Annotated in this window: 16 protein-coding genes; all 16 read right to left on the bottom strand. The window is 30.7% G+C overall.

Annotated features, from left to right (window positions below; all coding sequences use genetic code 11):
• Positions 1 to 15: 15 nt before the first annotated feature.
• Positions 16 to 960 carry a PIG-L deacetylase family protein gene (locus AR328_RS05545; RefSeq protein ID WP_066291404.1) on the bottom strand — a complete coding sequence of 315 codons (945 nt, stop codon included), beginning with the start codon at positions 958 to 960 and terminating at the stop codon, positions 16 to 18.
• Positions 961 to 1,029: 69 nt separating this feature from the next.
• Positions 1,030 to 1,683, bottom strand: a complete 654-nt coding sequence (locus AR328_RS05540; RefSeq protein WP_066291400.1) for an HAD hydrolase-like protein — start codon at positions 1,681 to 1,683, stop codon at positions 1,030 to 1,032.
• Positions 1,680 to 3,308: an aldolase catalytic domain-containing protein gene (locus tag AR328_RS05535; RefSeq protein WP_066291398.1), complete on the bottom strand. Its 1,629-nt coding sequence runs from the start codon at positions 3,306 to 3,308 to the stop codon at positions 1,680 to 1,682. The genes AR328_RS05540 and AR328_RS05535 overlap by 4 nt, the downstream gene beginning before the upstream one ends.
• Entirely contained in the window at positions 3,301 to 4,053 is a 753-nt protein-coding gene (locus AR328_RS05530; protein WP_066291397.1) for a 3-deoxy-manno-octulosonate cytidylyltransferase, read from the bottom strand. The genes AR328_RS05535 and AR328_RS05530 overlap by 8 nt, the downstream gene beginning before the upstream one ends.
• Before the next feature lie 53 nt (positions 4,054 to 4,106).
• On the bottom strand, positions 4,107 to 5,096 hold the full coding sequence (gene rfbB, locus AR328_RS05525) for a dTDP-glucose 4,6-dehydratase (RefSeq protein WP_197414419.1): 990 nt from the start codon (positions 5,094 to 5,096) through the stop codon (positions 4,107 to 4,109).
• A 35-nt stretch (positions 5,097 to 5,131) separates the two neighbouring features.
• Complete coding sequence (gene rfbA / locus AR328_RS05520; RefSeq protein ID WP_066291393.1) at positions 5,132 to 6,016, bottom strand: glucose-1-phosphate thymidylyltransferase RfbA; 885 nt, start codon at positions 6,014 to 6,016, stop codon at positions 5,132 to 5,134.
• A gap of 122 nt (positions 6,017 to 6,138) precedes the next feature.
• Entirely contained in the window at positions 6,139 to 7,164 is a 1,026-nt protein-coding gene (locus tag AR328_RS05515; RefSeq protein WP_066291392.1) for a glycosyltransferase, read from the bottom strand.
• 117 nt (positions 7,165 to 7,281) lie between these two features.
• Positions 7,282 to 8,388 carry a DegT/DnrJ/EryC1/StrS family aminotransferase gene (locus tag AR328_RS05510; protein ID WP_066291390.1) on the bottom strand — a complete coding sequence of 369 codons (1,107 nt, stop codon included), beginning with the start codon at positions 8,386 to 8,388 and terminating at the stop codon, positions 7,282 to 7,284.
• 52 nt (positions 8,389 to 8,440) lie between these two features.
• Entirely contained in the window at positions 8,441 to 8,842 is a 402-nt protein-coding gene (locus AR328_RS05505) for a sugar 3,4-ketoisomerase (RefSeq protein WP_066291388.1), read from the bottom strand.
• Positions 8,843 to 8,936: 94 nt separating this feature from the next.
• Entirely contained in the window at positions 8,937 to 9,950 is a 1,014-nt protein-coding gene (locus tag AR328_RS05500) for a glycosyltransferase (protein WP_066291387.1), read from the bottom strand.
• Between the two features lie 84 nt (positions 9,951 to 10,034).
• Complete coding sequence (locus AR328_RS05495; RefSeq protein ID WP_066291385.1) at positions 10,035 to 10,865, bottom strand: 6-hydroxymethylpterin diphosphokinase MptE-like protein; 831 nt, start codon at positions 10,863 to 10,865, stop codon at positions 10,035 to 10,037.
• A gap of 50 nt (positions 10,866 to 10,915) precedes the next feature.
• Positions 10,916 to 12,709 carry an ABC transporter ATP-binding protein gene (locus AR328_RS05490; protein ID WP_066291381.1) on the bottom strand — a complete coding sequence of 598 codons (1,794 nt, stop codon included), beginning with the start codon at positions 12,707 to 12,709 and terminating at the stop codon, positions 10,916 to 10,918.
• Between the two features lie 76 nt (positions 12,710 to 12,785).
• Positions 12,786 to 13,982, bottom strand: coding sequence for a glycosyltransferase (locus tag AR328_RS05485; protein ID WP_066291378.1), 1,197 nt, complete (start codon positions 13,980 to 13,982; stop codon positions 12,786 to 12,788).
• A gap of 9 nt (positions 13,983 to 13,991) precedes the next feature.
• On the bottom strand, positions 13,992 to 15,104 hold the full coding sequence (locus tag AR328_RS05480) for a glycosyltransferase (protein WP_197414418.1): 1,113 nt from the start codon (positions 15,102 to 15,104) through the stop codon (positions 13,992 to 13,994).
• A gap of 18 nt (positions 15,105 to 15,122) precedes the next feature.
• Entirely contained in the window at positions 15,123 to 16,124 is a 1,002-nt protein-coding gene (locus tag AR328_RS05475) for a glycosyltransferase family 2 protein (protein ID WP_066291371.1), read from the bottom strand.
• Positions 16,125 to 16,148: 24 nt separating this feature from the next.
• Positions 16,149 to 17,273 (bottom strand): EpsG family protein, encoded by a 1,125-nt coding sequence (locus AR328_RS05470; RefSeq protein ID WP_066291365.1) that lies wholly within the window; start codon positions 17,271 to 17,273, stop codon positions 16,149 to 16,151.
• Positions 17,274 to 17,298 lie beyond the last annotated feature (25 nt).

The following is a 17,298-nucleotide window of genomic DNA, read 5'->3' as shown; positions in this document are numbered from 1 at the left end:
TCTTGTCATGAATATTTAAATAGACATGGAATTATAAAATCTTTTAATAATTGATGATAAGCCTCTTTTAGAGATTTGACAGTGTTCATATAGTTCTAATTCAGACCTGGTAATATTCGCTTTGCGTATAGCTTCTCCTTGTATATAGTACTTTTCAACACCTTGTGAATGATGAAAGGCTAACATCTTTCTTTTTAGATTCCGCTCTTCTTCTGTAATATTAATGATTATTTCCTCAGAACTATTGGATGAACTCGGCAAAAATTTTATATCCCTGGTTCCAATAGGCTGTGTATGATTATATTCTGCATACTCAAACACATTTGTATAGCCTATTTTGTTGCAGATCGACTTAACAACAAAACTCGTTATATCATGATCAATATGTCCTCCTTCAATACAATGAACATATACTAGCTGTGGATTCAAATTTTGAAGCAACATCGAAATATCAGTTGAAATTGTTTCTAAATACCTCTGGCTACCTCCATCCGGAAATCCTAAACAATATATATTTTCTTCAGCTATATTAATTTGCGATAAAGCTTGTATAGCTTCTTTATATCTTAAGTTAGCCCTTTTATTCGATATATTAGTTTTCCTGTACCAACTTTCTCCGGCTCCTGCAGTTCCATTCGTAACAAAAACGACATTAATTTTGTCACCATTCAAACCATGACGATATAAAGTAGTACCTAAACCTAATACGTCATCATCAGGGTGAGCAGCAAAGACAAGAACGTCTGTCTTTTGATTTACTGGATTAATTATGACATTGCGTCCTATCATTTTATTCGGATATCTATATAAGCCCCTGCTATATTCTACATACTTAATAAACCTCTCAAATGCAGGAATGTATTTTCTTAATTTAAGAATGAACTTACAAATAAATCGATCATCGATAAATCGTATTAATTTATATATAAATCTACTAATAGATCGACCTGTATTTATCAAAACAACCTCCTTATAATGCAAAAAGCCTTACAGAAAATACCCCTGCAAGGCTTTATCATTAATATGCACTTAAAAATATAAATATTTAATGATATCATTGACCTTTTCTGCAATAAAAACATTCTTAATTCGACTAGCATCTTCTTTATTTTTAAATCCATACCCATATGTTACAGCAATAAAATCAATATTTAATTGCTCAGCGCCAATAGCATCATAAATACTATCACCAATCATAACTACTTCAGACAAATCAACTTGTTCAATCTCTTTTAAACACATCAATATAATGTCAGACTTATTATGTGCATCTTCATCATCAGTGCCATGAATGGTATGAAAATATGGTGATAATCCAAAATGATTTATTATTTTCTTGGCAAAATCATCCCTTTTAAGAGTAGCAACAGCTGCTTTACATTTTTTTTCATTAATTAATATAAGCAGTTCTTTTATTTGATCATAATGATTTGCTTCGAAGATTCCTTTTTCTTTATATCTCTCCCGATATAAATTAACTGCTTTCTTTGCTTCGTTTTCAGAAAAACCACATACGTTAATAAAAGAATCCATTAGTGGGGGACCTATAAAACTTTTTTGCTGATCAACTGTTAACTTGTGAATTCCCATTTTATTTGCTGTATAATTTGCACACTCCATAATTCCCTGAGAAGTATCAAGTAACGTACCATCCAAATCAAAAATTATCGTAGAATATTTCATAATTCCACCATATTTCTATTTTGCAGTTCAATAACATCGCTGTATACAGTTGATGTAATAAAATGGATATCCATTTCCCGACTTATTGTGGTTAAATATTCACTGATAGCCTCATTTTTCTTCACAAGTTCTTGAATTTCCGCATTATTGATTATTTCAGATGAATAATAGTTGGCACTCTTATCTAGGCTAAATCCATCAAAACCTGCTAAATATACACATTTAATTGATAAACGATTTAATAGGTTGATCAGCATTAAGCCAGCATTATCAGTAATAATGGAATTTTCAATAAGTAAATCTGAATAATTAATGACGATTGGTGAATACTCATTTGACTTAGCTATATTGGAGGTCGTAATTACAGAAGTGTTTTCTGGTGTCAAAGTATTAACGTTTGATAGGCTGCGAAATCGCTTTAAGTTACTAATAAACACAGCATCTACCCTAAATAATTGTGGAATAAAATTAACACATAAAACAAAAGGGTTATTTATTTTAATAAAATCATTGATTTTATTCTTTTGCAGGTCAATGGATTTTCCAGGTGCTATGACGAGAATCTTCCTATCAAACACCATATCACTTAGAATATTAAGATTCTCGGAATCATTTACATAGTGGCTTTGATATTTTATATATAATTCTTCTATAAAGTATTGATCATAAATATCCCTTTTTTCTATTGGTATTTGCTTCAAAATTGCATTTATTGCCTTTACCGAAATGGTCTGTTTATTCAATAAATTTGAGGCGTAATTTGGATGGCATTGATTGATGGCTGCAAGGTAATATGGAATAGAATAACCCCATTTCGTCTCATTAAAATTATTACTTAAATGCTCATCAACGATCTCTAATAAAGGGATGATGTCATATTTATGTTCTATATTTTTATTAATGTAATGTGTAATCAATTCTGTACATAGGTTTCCTGCTCCTCTTCCCATACCAAAAACGGAGGAATCGATTATCATCTTTCTTTTTGTATGCAGCATCAATAGTTCCTGTGCATTCGAAAAAGACAATTGAAGATTATTATGTGAATGAAATCCAATAACTATTGATTCATCCAAATTATTGTCTAGAAGATGAAACATTCTAAGAAGGTCATTTTTATACATAATCCCCAAGGTATCTACCAAGTAAAAAGCATAAGGCTTCAAATTATTCACTTTTTGTGTGAGCTTTAACAAATTAGAATCGGAATAACTGGTTGTGCCGACCGGCTGTATAAATACCTTATACCCCTTTTCCTTTAAGAGCTTCCCATAAATCAATGCTTCTTCTATTTCATTTTCATGAAAAGTTACCCGTATACCGTCTATTGATTTACCATCACATTCAGAAATCTTATCAATAGAAATATAAGGTTGTGCGATCATTCCTACATACATGACATTTTCATTTTTAGGATCAATATATTCTCTTATTCTTTCAACGCTATTAAATATAGTCTTATTCTTATCAAAATCCTTTTCTTCCAAAAATCCGCATTCAATAATATCAATTCTAGATTTAGATAAATTTAATATCACTTTTTTTATTGTTCGTTCCCCAAATTTCCAATCGTTTATATAACCGCCGTCACGAAGTGTGCAGTCGAGAATCATTATTTTACTCATAAATAAATTCCTGATTGCCTACTTGATTTTTTATTTTCAATTTTACTGCTTCCAAATCTTTTGGAGTATCTACTGATAACGTTTCAACAATGGCATCAATAAATTTTATTTTTTGGCCATTTTCCAAAAACCTAAACTCATCAATATCCTCAGCTGTCTCTAAAGGCCCTCTTTTAGCTGTATAGCAGAATTCTAAAGCACTTTTTGTAAAACATTGAACTCCAACAAATTTCTTATATACAAAATTGTATGTTCCTTTTGGGTATGGAATTGGACTTCGCGCCATGTACAACGCATATTCATTCACATCTGTAGCAATCTTTATCTTAGAAAAATCTACCGCCTCTAAGGGATTTTTTAATTCTGTCATAAGATTTGCAACAAATAATGAATTGGGATCAATATCTTTTGGAATTATTTTCTTGATTGCATCACTTTCAATTAATGGCTCATCACCATTTACATTAATATAAAAATCTGCCTCGACTTTTGTGGAAACTTCAAAAAGTCTATCTAAATGAGTTTTATGGTTAGTTGAGGTCATTATTGTTTTAATTCCAAGATCCTTACAGACATTTTCAATTCGCACATCATCTGTTGCTACGAAAACTTCATCTAATTCTTGGACCATTTTCAATTGATTATGAACCCACCAAATCATTGGCTTTCCACAAATATCAGCTAAAGGTTTACCTGGGAATCTTGAAGAATTATATCTAGCTGGAATAACACCAATCATTTTCATTCTAACAACTCCTTGTATTTTCCTAAATTGTTAGCTAACTAAAATATCTCTTCTTACCATAATTTATTTTCTATATACCAATTGATCGTATGCTTAATACCATCATCAAACGTATAAGAAGGTGTCCACCCTAATTCATTTGTTATTTTGGAATGATCGATGGCATATCTTCTGTCATGTCCTTGACGATCCTTTACAAATTTTATTAAAGCATCACTTTTTCCTAAGTAACGGAGAATAAGTTTTACAACCTCAATATTTTCTTTTTCATTATTTCCACCTATATTGTATATTTCACCTATTTTGCCTTTATGGAATATCATATCAATCGCTCTACAATGATCATGAACATGAAGCCAATCTCGTATTTGTTTACCATCTCCGTAAACTGGAAGCGATTTATCTTGAAGTGCATGATAAACCATTAATGGAATTAGCTTTTCTGGAAACTGATAGGGTCCATAATTATTTGAACATCTTGTAATGTTGATCGGTAAACGATACGTTTCATAATAAGCTCTTACCATCATATCTGCAGCTGCTTTCGATGCCGAATATGGGCTGTTTGGAGCTAAATTTGTTTGTTCAGTAAAATAACCTTCCTCGCCTAATGTTCCATATACCTCATCAGTAGAAATTTGAATAAATTTGACACCTGATTTGAATGTTCTACTTTGCTTACAAGAGTTACTTTCCTTCCAATGGTTTTTTGCCGCATCCAATAATGCCTGGGTTCCTAAAACATTCGTTTTCAAAAAAACTTCAGGGTCTTCTATACTTCGATCCACATGCGATTCTGCAGCAAAATTTATGACAGCATCAATGTCATATTTGATAAATAGTTTATCTAACAAACCACGATTACATATATCCCCTTTTACAAATCGATAGTTATGATCATCTTCTATTTCTTGTAAATTCTTCAAATTCCCAGCATAAGTTAAGGAATCCATATTGATAATGGTATAGTCATAATGATTCAGCATGTATTTAATAAAATTCGAACCAATAAATCCTGCTCCTCCTGTGATAAGAATATTCACGATATTTCCTCACCTCCCATTCTAAAAAAAAACAGTTATTGAACTGCTTTACTCTTATCGTCAACTACTTCCAATAGATATTTTCCATAGTCTGTTTTCAAAAAAGGACGTGCTAACTCTAACAATTGCATTCTTGATATATATCCCCTTCGAAAAGCAATTTCCTCAATACATGCCACATATAATCCCTGACGTTTTTGAATGGCTTCAACAAAATTTGAAGCTTCCAAAAGGGATTCATTTGTTCCGGTATCAAGCCACGCTAATCCTCTTCCTAATAATTGTACTTTTAGCTCTCCTCTAGTAAGGTATTCCTCAATAATTGATGTAATTTCAAGTTCACCTCGAGCAGATGGTTTTACCTTTTTAGCTATCTGTACAACATTATTATCAAAGAAATATAAGCCTGGGACAGCATAAGTTGACTTTGGATTATCTGGCTTCTCTTCAATGGAAACAGGATTCTCATATTCATCTACCTCAATCACACCATAATCTCTTGGATCTTTTACGAAACAGCCAAAAATAATACCTCCTTTTATTAAGGAGGCAGCTTCCTGTACTCTATTTCCAAAATCTGACCCATAAAAGATGTTATCTCCTAAAACTAAAGCTACAGGTGAATCACCAATAAATTCTTCACCAATTATAAATGCTTCAGCCAGACCATTTGGTTTTTCTTGTACAGCATATTCAATTGTCATACCTAGATGGCTTCCATCTTCTAGCAGCTCATGAAACACATCGATATCTCTTTGAGTTGAAATAATTAATATCTCCCTTATCCCAGCTAACATTAAGACTGATAATGGATAGTAAATCATTGGCTTGTCATATATAGGTAAAATTTGTTTAGAAATAGCTTTTGTCAGCGGATATAAACGAGTTCCCGAACCACCTGCTAAAATAATTCCTTTCAAAAAATCACCTTTTTTCTGATTATTTTACTTAAATTAATTCATGGATTTCCTTCAAGCTTTGATGTTCATTATTAAATTCGTATAGCTTCAAAGTGTTGCGTTTTTTGTTATTGCTTTATATATCAATTCTTATTAGATATATATCCGTGTAACATAGATCCTCTATTCCAAATTGCTGCTACCATCTTAGATAAATGTGGATTTATATTGAAAAGAGCACATTTAACTTTTTGGTTTTTACTAAAAGTTACATTGCCTCGATGCCTATATACTTCCATAAATTTATTCCTCAAATCCTCATAGGAATCTCTCTCCTCGGGACAAAACCTCTTGAGCAAGTAGTAAAAAGTAATTAATAAACTTAAATAATGTTCATATGCTTTATCATACAGTTCAGAGTATCCTTTACCTTTAAAATAAATTATTCTTTCCTCTAAAGCCTCCAGCTTATCGAGCCTTTTTAAATTAAATTTCTCTCCTGTAATGCTAGTATTCCTTTGGAGATAATAATATAATGGGATAGTTGTATATACGACTGTATTTACTTCATCCAATAAGTGGTACATAATAAAATCATCCTCATGAATTTTTCCCACTTTAAACCGGATTCCATTAAACAATTCCTTTTTAAATAATTTATTCCATGCAACTAAAGTGATCCATTGCAAATCACTATTATATAAATTACTAAGTGCTTCACGACTATCACAAGTAAATATTGATTCTTTTATTTTATTGCTGTGGTAGGAATCGGTATTATAGTTATGATTTTGATTTTCCAACACTCTAAGAAAATTACATATTGAGATATCCGCATCATTTTTCTTTGCATTTTTGTATAAGATTTCATACATCTGTGGATGAATATAATCATCAGAATCTACAAAACAGATGAAATCTCCATTTGCAATTTCCACCCCAGTATTTCTAGCTGCGGATAAACCTTTATTTGCTTGATGAACCACTTTAATTCTTTTATCTCTCGATGCATATTCTTCACATAATTCTGGACATCTATCTGGGGAACCATCGTTAACTAAAATGATTTCTAAGTTTTGATACGTCTGTTCTATAATCGAGTCTAAACATTTTGGAAGATAATTTTGAACATTATAGATTGGAACGATTACCGAAATTAACTCTTCCATTTATCCATCCTCACTTTTAGATGTTTGTTCATCAATATTTATTTGGATGTTTTTTTAAGAATCAATAACTTATTTTCTCTCATGCAGATATATAATAATAGAATTCTACACTTTCAGTTAATTAACAGCTGCTGTAGAATAATTATTAACATTCAGTGCAACGAAATCAATTTGCTCTTGGGTCATGACTGGAGATAACGGCAAACTTACTACTTCCCTTGCCAGTAACTCAGTGATTGGTAAAGTAAATTCTCTTAACTCTGAATAAGCCTTTTGTTTATGTGGGGCAATCGGATAATGTACCATAGTCTCTATCCCTTTAGACATCATGTATTTTTGAAAATCGCTTCTATTTGCTACTCTAATAACAAATAAATGCCATACATGGTTTTTCTCATCCCTTGGTATTTTCGGAAGAATAATATTTGGGTTATTTATATTTTCACAATAATATTGAGCAATTTCCCTTCGTTTCTCATTATCACTATCTAAGGTTGGCAGTTTCAATCTGAGAAAACCTGCTTGTAATTCATCTAGCCTGCTATTCACTCCTTTAAGTATATGAATATATTTTTCAAAAGAACCATAGTTCCTTAAGGCTTTGATTCTTGCAGCCAAAAGTTTATCATTCGATGTAATTGCCCCACCATCACCAATTGCACCTAGATTTTTTCCAGGATAAAAACTGAATGCAGCAGCGTCTCCTAGACTACCGACCCTTCTTCCATTTATCATTGCACCATGGGCTTGCGCTGCATCTTCAATTATCTTAACATTATATTTTTTCCCTATTGACCATATAAGATCCATATCAACACAGCGACCATATAAATGTACTAACATTATTGCTTTCGTGTTTTTTGTAATGTGATTTTCTATTAAGTTTACATCAATATTAAAGGTCTCTATATTAGGTTCTATTAGTACTGGTGTTGCACCTGTTGATGTAATTGCTAAAATTGTAGCTATATAAGTATTACTCGGAACAATTACTTCATCACCTTCTTTAATGTCATACCCTTTTAAAATTAAGGTTAATGCTTCTAAACCATTTCCAACTCCTATACAGGTTGAAGTGTTACAATATTGTGCAAATTCGGCCTCAAATTTACTTACTTGTTCTCCTAAAATAAAATTCGAATCCTCTAAAAATCCCTTAAAATACTCTAAAGTTTCTTTATGAATACGATCATTAACAGCTTTTAAATCTAAAAATTTTATCATATTGCAATCCCCTGCTCTATTTAGTAAATTAAGATTTAAATTTTAATTTTTCTTAAACTCTATTCGCCGTTTCCATGAATTTGTCATAATCTCTAATATAATCATTCTCATCATAATAATTACTTGCCAAGACTAATATAATGCAGTCATCAGAAAATTCAAGCATTTCTCTCCATATGACTTTATTAACAAGTAGACCTTGATTAGGTTTATTTAATATATATTTATGTTTTTCTTTCCCATTATCTAATATGACATTGCATGAACCACTTACGCATATAAGAATTTGCTGCAAATCTCTATGAGCATGAAATCCCCGTGCTAAATTTTGTTTATTTCCGTAAATATAATAAACACGCTTAATCTCAAAGGGAATATTTTTGAATTGTTCAAGTGCAACTAATGCTCCCCTGTCATCTTCAATAGCGAAAAAATCTATTAACACATCCTTCATTAAAAGCCCTCACACCTTTATAATTTTTGTGAATCACAGTTGCTTCCAAATTAATTAGAAAGCCTCTCTAAACAGCTAATCCGAATCAACAATATTATTTAATAAAACCAAAGATTAACTTGCATTTTTGATATGCTGCAATAGATAAATACAATAAATGAGTTTTATATAATAAAACTTTAACTAGCAGTTTGAAATTTTTGGATTTATTCAATTTTATATATTCCTTTATCTTTAAAGACTGTAATACCGTTTCAAAAACTTTAGATAATTCTTTAGAACCCTTTACCACATCTCTTGAGGCTATATACTCTGATAGCAACCTATTACTCTTATAAATAAAATAAGCTTCCTTATATTCAGGAAGCATTTTTTCTTCTATTAAGATGTACTGTATCATTTGTAAAGCCTCAATAAATCCTATTATGTTTTTTTTACTTTTAGTATTTGTAATAGAATTATTATGTTGAACGTAGTGATAAAGCTTTTTATTAATAAATTTACATTTATTGACCTTTGTTAAAACCTTAAATATAGTTGGAATATCTTCATATTTAATATTTGGATACCTAATATTATATTCATCAAATATACTTCGTTTAATTAATTTGTTCCATGAAAATCCTTCAACTAGCTCTTTTTTATTCAATAAAAATTCTTGAATAATTTCTTTTCTATTGAAAATTTTTTTATCAAAATCAGAATGATCGTGATAACTCAGAATATTACCATCTGTGTCAACTTTGTCCCAATTGCAAATAACTAAATCCACATTACTTAATTTTGCCTCGTTAAATAGGGATTCAATCATGTTGTGTTCCATGTAATCATCAGCATCAATAAAAGCTATATATTCCCCGCAAGCAATATTTAATGCCCGATTTATGGCAGTAGCTTGGCCGGCATTTTCTTGATTTAGAAGAATAATTTTCGAATTACTTTTAGCGTAATCCTTTAGTATCATTAAACTGCCATCTGTTGATCCATCATTTACAATGATAATTTCAATTTGACTCATTGTTTGATTTATTACACTATCAAGGCATTTTTTTAGAAACTTCTCATTATTATATACCGGTATGATAATACTTACTTTTATAAGCTCCATTCACAATTCACCAACTAATATTAGATAATTGTTATTTACCCTTAAAATTTCCATACTAAATTTACCTATTTATATAAACCAAATCTAAACTACATTCTCTTCTGAAAATACATTATCCAAATCAACTCTTTCAAAAATCTCAAGCATTCCTCCTCTAGTAGCGTTATAAATTTTAATGCCATGTCTATCTGCATACTTCTTTGCTTCCTTAAAGGCGCTTATCATTTTTTCCCCAGCCGCAAATGCTAATGGGTCTACTACACCGTAATCTTTAAAATGGTTATTTGTATTACTAGAATAATTACAATCCACACCAATTAAATAAATCTCTACAAATCCCAAATATACAGCCAATTGTAATAAAGAATATGTGATTGTATATCCATCATAGATGACTGCAAAAGCATCTTCACTAAATTTAGTATGATATTTCTGATGATGCCAAGTATGATTAAGCAAATTAAGAGGATATATATAATATTCATTTGATAGCTTATTTTGTTTTGAAATTACATCACCAACAAATTTATATTCAACATCTAGATGATCGATTTCACTTTTATACTTACTATAAAAATCAGGAAATTGAACTCCATAATAGTTAGGTCTCCACTCCGTTTCATCAAATGCTAAAAAAATTGAATTCATACTAAATGTAACTTCATTTCTTAATTTATCTAGATCCTGTATTATTAGACTTGGCCCTGTTCCTACAATAAAACATCTTTCGCCTTTATGTTTATCTTTTAATGTTTTTAACTTTTCGTATTGGCTATTTCTATAAATTCCATTAACTCTTAAAATCTTATTTACATTGAAAATAAAATTTGGGAGAATTATTTTCTGTATTTTCCTTACAAACTTAAGCAAAGGATAAATATATTTGTTTCCCTTTAAGATTTTTTTGATAGTCAAGGATAACTCCACCTTATGCATATACAATGATTTAATACTTCAGCACTTTTTTATACTGATGAAATAACTGACCTTTCTTGTTTATAGATAGTGTCTAACAATTTCCCATTGTTAATTTCATAGACAAGATCGCAATTTTCTATAGTGGTTAATCTATGTGCAATAATGATAACTGTTTTTTCTCCTTTTAAACTATCAATTGCTTTCATTATTTCTTTTTCCGTTTCATTATCTAATGCTGAAGTGGCTTCATCCATAAATAATATTTCCGGATTATGATATAAAGCTCGAGCGATTCCTACTCGTTGTCGTTGTCCCCCAGATAACCTTATTCCCCTTTCGCCCACAAATGAATCTAACTTATTAGGTAGTCCTTCAACAAAATCCTTTAATTGAGCTTGCTCTAATGCTTTCCACACTTCTTCATCATCTGTTTGTTCATTATCTATTCCAAATGCTACATTTCCACGGATCGAATCATCAGATAGAAAAATGGATTGGGGAATATATCCAATTTTCGTCTGCCATATAGATCTGACATCATTTATATTTTTTCCGTTCACCAAAACCTTTCCTTTCTCCGGTTGGAGAACACCTAAAATTATATCAATAAGTGTTGTTTTTCCTGCTCCTGACTGGCCAATAAACGCTACAGAATGACCAATTGGAATCGATAAGGAAATATCCCTTATAGAATATTCAGTTTGATTAGGATATCGAAAAGAGACATTTGCTAATTTAATTGACTCTATATTATTGTTCATATCCATATTTGAACAGTTTGATGTTGGATCAGAAATTAGATTGCTATGGGGTAATTCATTTTCTTGATTAGTAATTAAGTCTTCATATACAACCTCTAGAGCAGGAAGACTAAATCGAATGGTTGTTGACATGGCCATAACGCGATTGAGTGACGGCAACAATCTGAATGCAGCCATGGCGAATAAGGCCATTGTAGATACAAGTTGTGAAGCATCATTTGCTTGAAAAATAACAATCAACATCGTAATCATTACAATTGATACAATAATTGTTTCTAAAAAAAGTCTTGGGGTTTGTTCTAACATCAGTCTAAATCTATTTATTTTCGCATCATTTTTGCTCTGCTTTGTATAAGCACTAACAAAGAAGTTCTCTTTTCCCATTACTTTTATTTCCTTGCTCGCTCCTAACCCCTGATTAATCCATTTAATCATTCTGCCACTTGTAACTTGATGTTTTTTTCCTAGTTCGTTTAATTTTTTTCGAAATATTTTAAAAAACAAAAAAACACTTCCACCTAGTAAAATAGTTGCTACGATAGTTGCAATAGGAGTAATTGTTAATAACAATACTAAAATACAAGTTATAACAAGTATTTCTGTAATTAGCAGAAAACTAGACATGATGATGTTTTGTAATACTCTACGCACTTCTTCATGTACATTTCTTAGTAAATCAGCGGTGTTTTTTTGTAAATGAAATGTATACGGCTTATTTAAATATGATTTGTACAATCTTGCGGATAGTCTGGCTTGTTGGTTTAACACTACTCTAGTTTGTATATATTGAAAAAAGAGGAGGTATAAATTCTTTAATACAAACACCAAAAGGAGCAGGAGGGCTGAAAATATAAGAAATGTAGTTGTCGACTTGAAACCAAATAACTCATATATGAAAAATAGACTTTTGTGTTCGAAAATTACAGATGGCTTTGTTACGATTTCTACAAACGGAACAATTAAACCTATTCCTAGTGTTTCGAAAAGTGCAGCAAAAATGATCATGAGAAATATCATAATCAACTTTCTCTTTTCTCGTTTATTAAATAACAAAAGTAATTTTTTAAGAGAATCACCCAATTTCTTTTCCACCTTTACCGTTTTACTTACTAGACTAAACTTGAATAATATTATAATGATTATTCACTTTCACAATTCAATCGTTTACTAAGGCGTATAACTTTTTCATTTCATTCAAGGAAGAATTAATTGTTTCTCTTGATAGGTTTTCTTCAAACTTAAGTCTTAAAAGGGGATTTATAATTAACTTTTTTATTGCTTCATAGATGTTGTCCTCATTAAAATTTATTATTAATCCGGTCTCTCCATTTATAATTTGTTCTTCAGCACCGAAAAAATTTGTAGCAATGATTGGTTTGTTTAAAATTCTTGCTTCTGCAAGGGCAATGCAATATCCTTCAAAACGAGATGGTTGAACATAAATATCACATTGATTAATATAAGGATACGGATTTTTCAATGAGCCTAGCAAAATAAAACAATCTCTAACTTCATATTGGTCAATTAACTTTTCAAGTTTCGTTCTTTCTATGCCATCCCCTATGACATACCATTTAAACTTAAATCCATCTTCTTTCAATTTTGCAGCAACAGAAATTGCTACATCATAACCTTTGGCATAAGATAATCTACCAACCGTAAGTATTCTTATTCCATCAAGTGAATCTCCAAAACCTTCACCTTGTTCTGCCATCCGCTTAATATCATCAGTTAAGATAATGTTATAGAAGGTTTTGCACTTACCTGAGTGTTCTGGAAATAACTTATTATATTTATCTACACAAGCCTTCGAAACCCCAAATACCCGATTAAATTTACTATAATATTGGCTTAAATTCCTTAGGTTTTCCCCAAAGTCTGAGCTGTGCAGCCATGCTATCTTATAATCAGCACTTACCTTTTCAGAAATATAGTAAGTTGTAACATATGTTTGGTGGAAATCAATTGCTAAATCATACTTACCTTTATACTTTGGCAAGAATTTAAATAGCACTTTAAATTCATCAATGTTTTTTAAAATATTTAATGTTACTTTCCTCTTTAACGCTAATAGTGCCACTTTTGCAGTTGAAGCATATTTATATTTTTTTAATGTTTCCAGCAATATTACTTTGGGACCGAAATCCAAAATATTCCTGTCCAAATCAGAGATCTCAATTTCTTCGATTTTTACCCAAGATGGAATTTCTTTAAGATATTCACCATCTTTTCTAATAAATAAAATCGTGATATCAAATTTATCTTTATCTATAACAGTTAAAATATTCAACAAAGCTTTTTCTACTCCACCAATACGCATGTTATTCATCATTATTAATATCTTTTTCTTCATTAACTATCCTCACTTTTCCGCCATTATTTGATAAAATAATTTTTCATATTCTGGGATGATTTTTTGGGGAGAAAAGTCATGAGCTCTTTTTACTCTACAGACTTTATGATTTTCAGAATCCTCCTTAATTGTTTTATAGATATTCATAGCTAAAGCTTTTGAATCATTTATAGGGGATAATAAACCATGTTTCCCGCCTTCAAGAATTTCGGATGGCCCACTGGGACAATCAGTTGATACAACTGGAATACCCACTGACAAAGCTTCAGCAATTACTACTGAAAACCCCTCATACCTTGAGCTTAGAACGAACACATTAGCAGAACGCATATACTTGTATGGATTATCAACAAAACCCTTTAAAATTACACTATCTTTTACATCTAATTCAACGATCAGTTGTTCCAAGCATTCTCTTTGTTCTCCTTCTCCTAATATTAGTAACTTGTTTTTTACATTATTATTTATCAAATATTGATGAGCTTTAATTAAATCATCAAAACCTTTCATTTTTGTCAATCTACCAACGCCTAAAATGATTGGTTCACTAATTTCTCCTAGGTCGCTCTTTTCTTCAATCATCCGATGAATATCTTCTAATCTAATTGGGTTATATATTCGTTTAACTGGTACAGTTATTTGCGGGAACATTTGCTCAAATGTGTGTTTTACCCCATCTGAAACTGCCATTATCATGTTCAGCTTTGGATATAATACTCTAATAATTAGTTCATGAATTTTATTTTTCGTCTTAAGATAATGTTGTAAATCTATGTGTATCCAACCTATAGCTGGCTTTTTGGTTATAACTGAGGCTATTGAGGACAAATAAGTAGGAGTCAATTCTAATGAACCAATGATTAAGTCGGCATCTTTGGCAGCCTTTATTACGGCTCTTATCACTTTAAAAACATGAAAATATGATTTTTCTTTACTTGTCAGTACCTTAATAACGTTTATACTTTCAGGAATTGAATGTATTAAATCACCATAATAATTTACAACTAATATGGAAGGCTCGAAAGAACTTTTATTTAGATGTTTAATCACATCAAGTGTAACCCTCTCAGCTCCACCTCCTTGAAGGCTTTGCATTATAAATAGTATTTTCTTCTTTTTCACTAAAGAATTCATCCCCGTTCATCTTTTACTTATATTTCGAACTATAAGGATAAGTACTGTATACACGGTTGAAAAAAAACCTTTACCAAGGTTATCAATTCTCTTAATATAGTTTTCACCAAATCTGTTTGTGAAGTAGTTAGTATTATTTATTAGGAAAGAATTCGATTTCCAATTATCAAAACTGCTATAAACTAGGTTCCTCGTTGATTTCATTTTTTTATAGAAACCAACAAAATTAAATTTATAATATTTCAATTGCCTGTACATATTAGACCACATTAATATCTTTACATACTGATAACAAAGCCCTTCTACATTCTTTTCTGTGAGTTCATTATTTGCTTTATAAAAAGAATACGTATCCTCTAAAACATCATAGATGTCATTTATTTTCGGGGAGATGGTTGTTAAAATACTGCCTTTTCGATTCTTTCTATATTTATACAGAGGTTTATTGATATAAATATAATCATTAACATACAAAAGTAGTTTATAGATAGTGCCTACATCTTCATAGATCTTTCCTTTTGGAAACTTTATTTCATTAAATAGACTCGTTCTATATACTTTATTCCAAGCGCTTGGTTGGACTGTCCATAATTCATTTGGAAGCTCCATTCCCTTTACAATATTCGTATAATCATCTTCACCAACATCCATCCAATCAAAAACAATCATATCTGGCTGGTTTTGTAATGCTGCGAATACTTCAGAAAAATAATTATCTGCAATATAATCATCACTATCTAAAAAAGTTACATAATCATATTTAACAAATTTTAGTCCATAATTCCTTGCGTCTGATAATCCACCATTTTCTTTACAAACATAGTGAAAATGATTATGAGATTGAACAAATTGCTGGGCGATTTCACCAGAATGATCTTTTGATCCATCATTCACAAGGATCACTTGGATATTCGAATAATCCCCCATCCTTTTTACAACAGATTGTAAACATATTTCAAGATAATCCTGGACGTTATAAATTGGTATGATTAGACTAAGTCCGTTCACATCTTCTCTCCTCAACTTTATTTATCAGCTGATAAATAAGCGATATGGCACAACGCCTGCTATATTGATATAAAGTCTTAACACAAAATACAATATCCAAAAGCAGGAAATAAGGATAACAAAGGTTTGACCATGACGCTTCTTTTTACTATTCAATAATAGGTGAATCAAGATAGGGTAATAAAATAAGTTAAAGCATGAAAAATATATTTGAATTCGATCAATAGCCTCAATACCTGCTAAAGAATATAACCACAAATTTACTATGACAAGATTTGTGCTAAAGTGATACAACTTATAGCTGATATTTAATTCCTTATCATCTTTAGGAAAATATAGGGAAATGGAAACAATGATCATTTGAATGATAACGGGGATTAATTGCAAAAGGCCTTTTTCTTTATTTACTTCAAAAAAGAAGGAAAGATTGGTTGTGTATTTTTCTGCATATATACCGGAGAAATTAATAATTAAGTCCCCTACAATATTTTTAATTCCAGGTAAAAAATAAATGACTATTGTCATTAAAAACAAAGGGATTACTAACTTGCTGCTGAACCTTTTCTTAGGCATGAAGAAAAATAAGATAGCAAAAATAGCACTATTATGAAATAAAAGTGCTATGAGAATAACAATTACATACTTCATTCTATCTAACTTGTTATTCGTAATTAAATAATTCACGAAACAAAAGACGATTGCAACAGCAATCATTTGGCGTAATTGATTATAACTATTCAAATACGTATATGTCAGAAGAAAGAAGAACAAGCCAATGATATAATTGGGTAAATGTTTTTTTATTCCTGCAAATATAAAGAAGAGAAAAAGAAAATAGACACCAATTGAAAAAACAAAAAAGTTATTATATCTTATTGCTAAGTCATAAATAAAACTAATACCTGGCTCTAATGCTCCAATATAGGATTTATGAAGAAAAAAGCCATAATACATTGGATAATCTACGCCAACCTCTATTCCTTTAAATGCAGCCAATCCTAACAGAATCAAAAACCAGAAAAACAATGTTATGTTATTTCGGGAAATATATAATTCATTGCTGCTCGTGTTAATATTTCGGACAATTGTCACCCTTGAAAGGAATAGACCGTATAATACGGTAAGGGATAATAAAAAATAAATGACCATAGCTTCACCTTATTATTGTTAAAAT

This window comes from Bacillus sp. FJAT-29937, from assembly GCF_001509555.1.
GTDB lineage: Bacteria > Bacillota > Bacilli > Bacillales > Cytobacillaceae > Cytobacillus.
Note: the sequence above shows the minus strand (reverse complement) of the source record. Positions and strands in the feature narration are given on the sequence as shown.

What these genes read in the sequence shown, in the direction of transcription:
- AR328_RS05505 (WP_066291388.1), bottom strand. Translation starts at nt 8,842, where the DNA reads ATGAAGGATGTGTTAATAGATTTTTTCGCTATTGAAGATGACAGGGGA.
- AR328_RS05530 (WP_066291397.1), bottom strand. Translation starts at nt 4,053, where the DNA reads ATGAAAATGATTGGTGTTATTCCAGCTAGATATAATTCTTCAAGATTC.
- AR328_RS05510 (WP_066291390.1), bottom strand. Translation starts at nt 8,388, where the DNA reads ATGATAAAATTTTTAGATTTAAAAGCTGTTAATGATCGTATTCATAAA.
- AR328_RS05515 (WP_066291392.1), bottom strand. Translation starts at nt 7,164, where the DNA reads ATGGAAGAGTTAATTTCGGTAATCGTTCCAATCTATAATGTTCAAAAT.
- AR328_RS05470 (WP_066291365.1), bottom strand. Translation starts at nt 17,273, where the DNA reads ATGGTCATTTATTTTTTATTATCCCTTACCGTATTATACGGTCTATTC.
- AR328_RS05500 (WP_066291387.1), bottom strand. Translation starts at nt 9,950, where the DNA reads ATGGAGCTTATAAAAGTAAGTATTATCATACCGGTATATAATAATGAG.
- AR328_RS05535 (WP_066291398.1), bottom strand. Translation starts at nt 3,308, where the DNA reads ATGAGTAAAATAATGATTCTCGACTGCACACTTCGTGACGGCGGTTAT.
- AR328_RS05485 (WP_066291378.1), bottom strand. Translation starts at nt 13,982, where the DNA reads ATGAAGAAAAAGATATTAATAATGATGAATAACATGCGTATTGGTGGA.
- AR328_RS05540 (WP_066291400.1), bottom strand. Translation starts at nt 1,683, where the DNA reads ATGAAATATTCTACGATAATTTTTGATTTGGATGGTACGTTACTTGAT.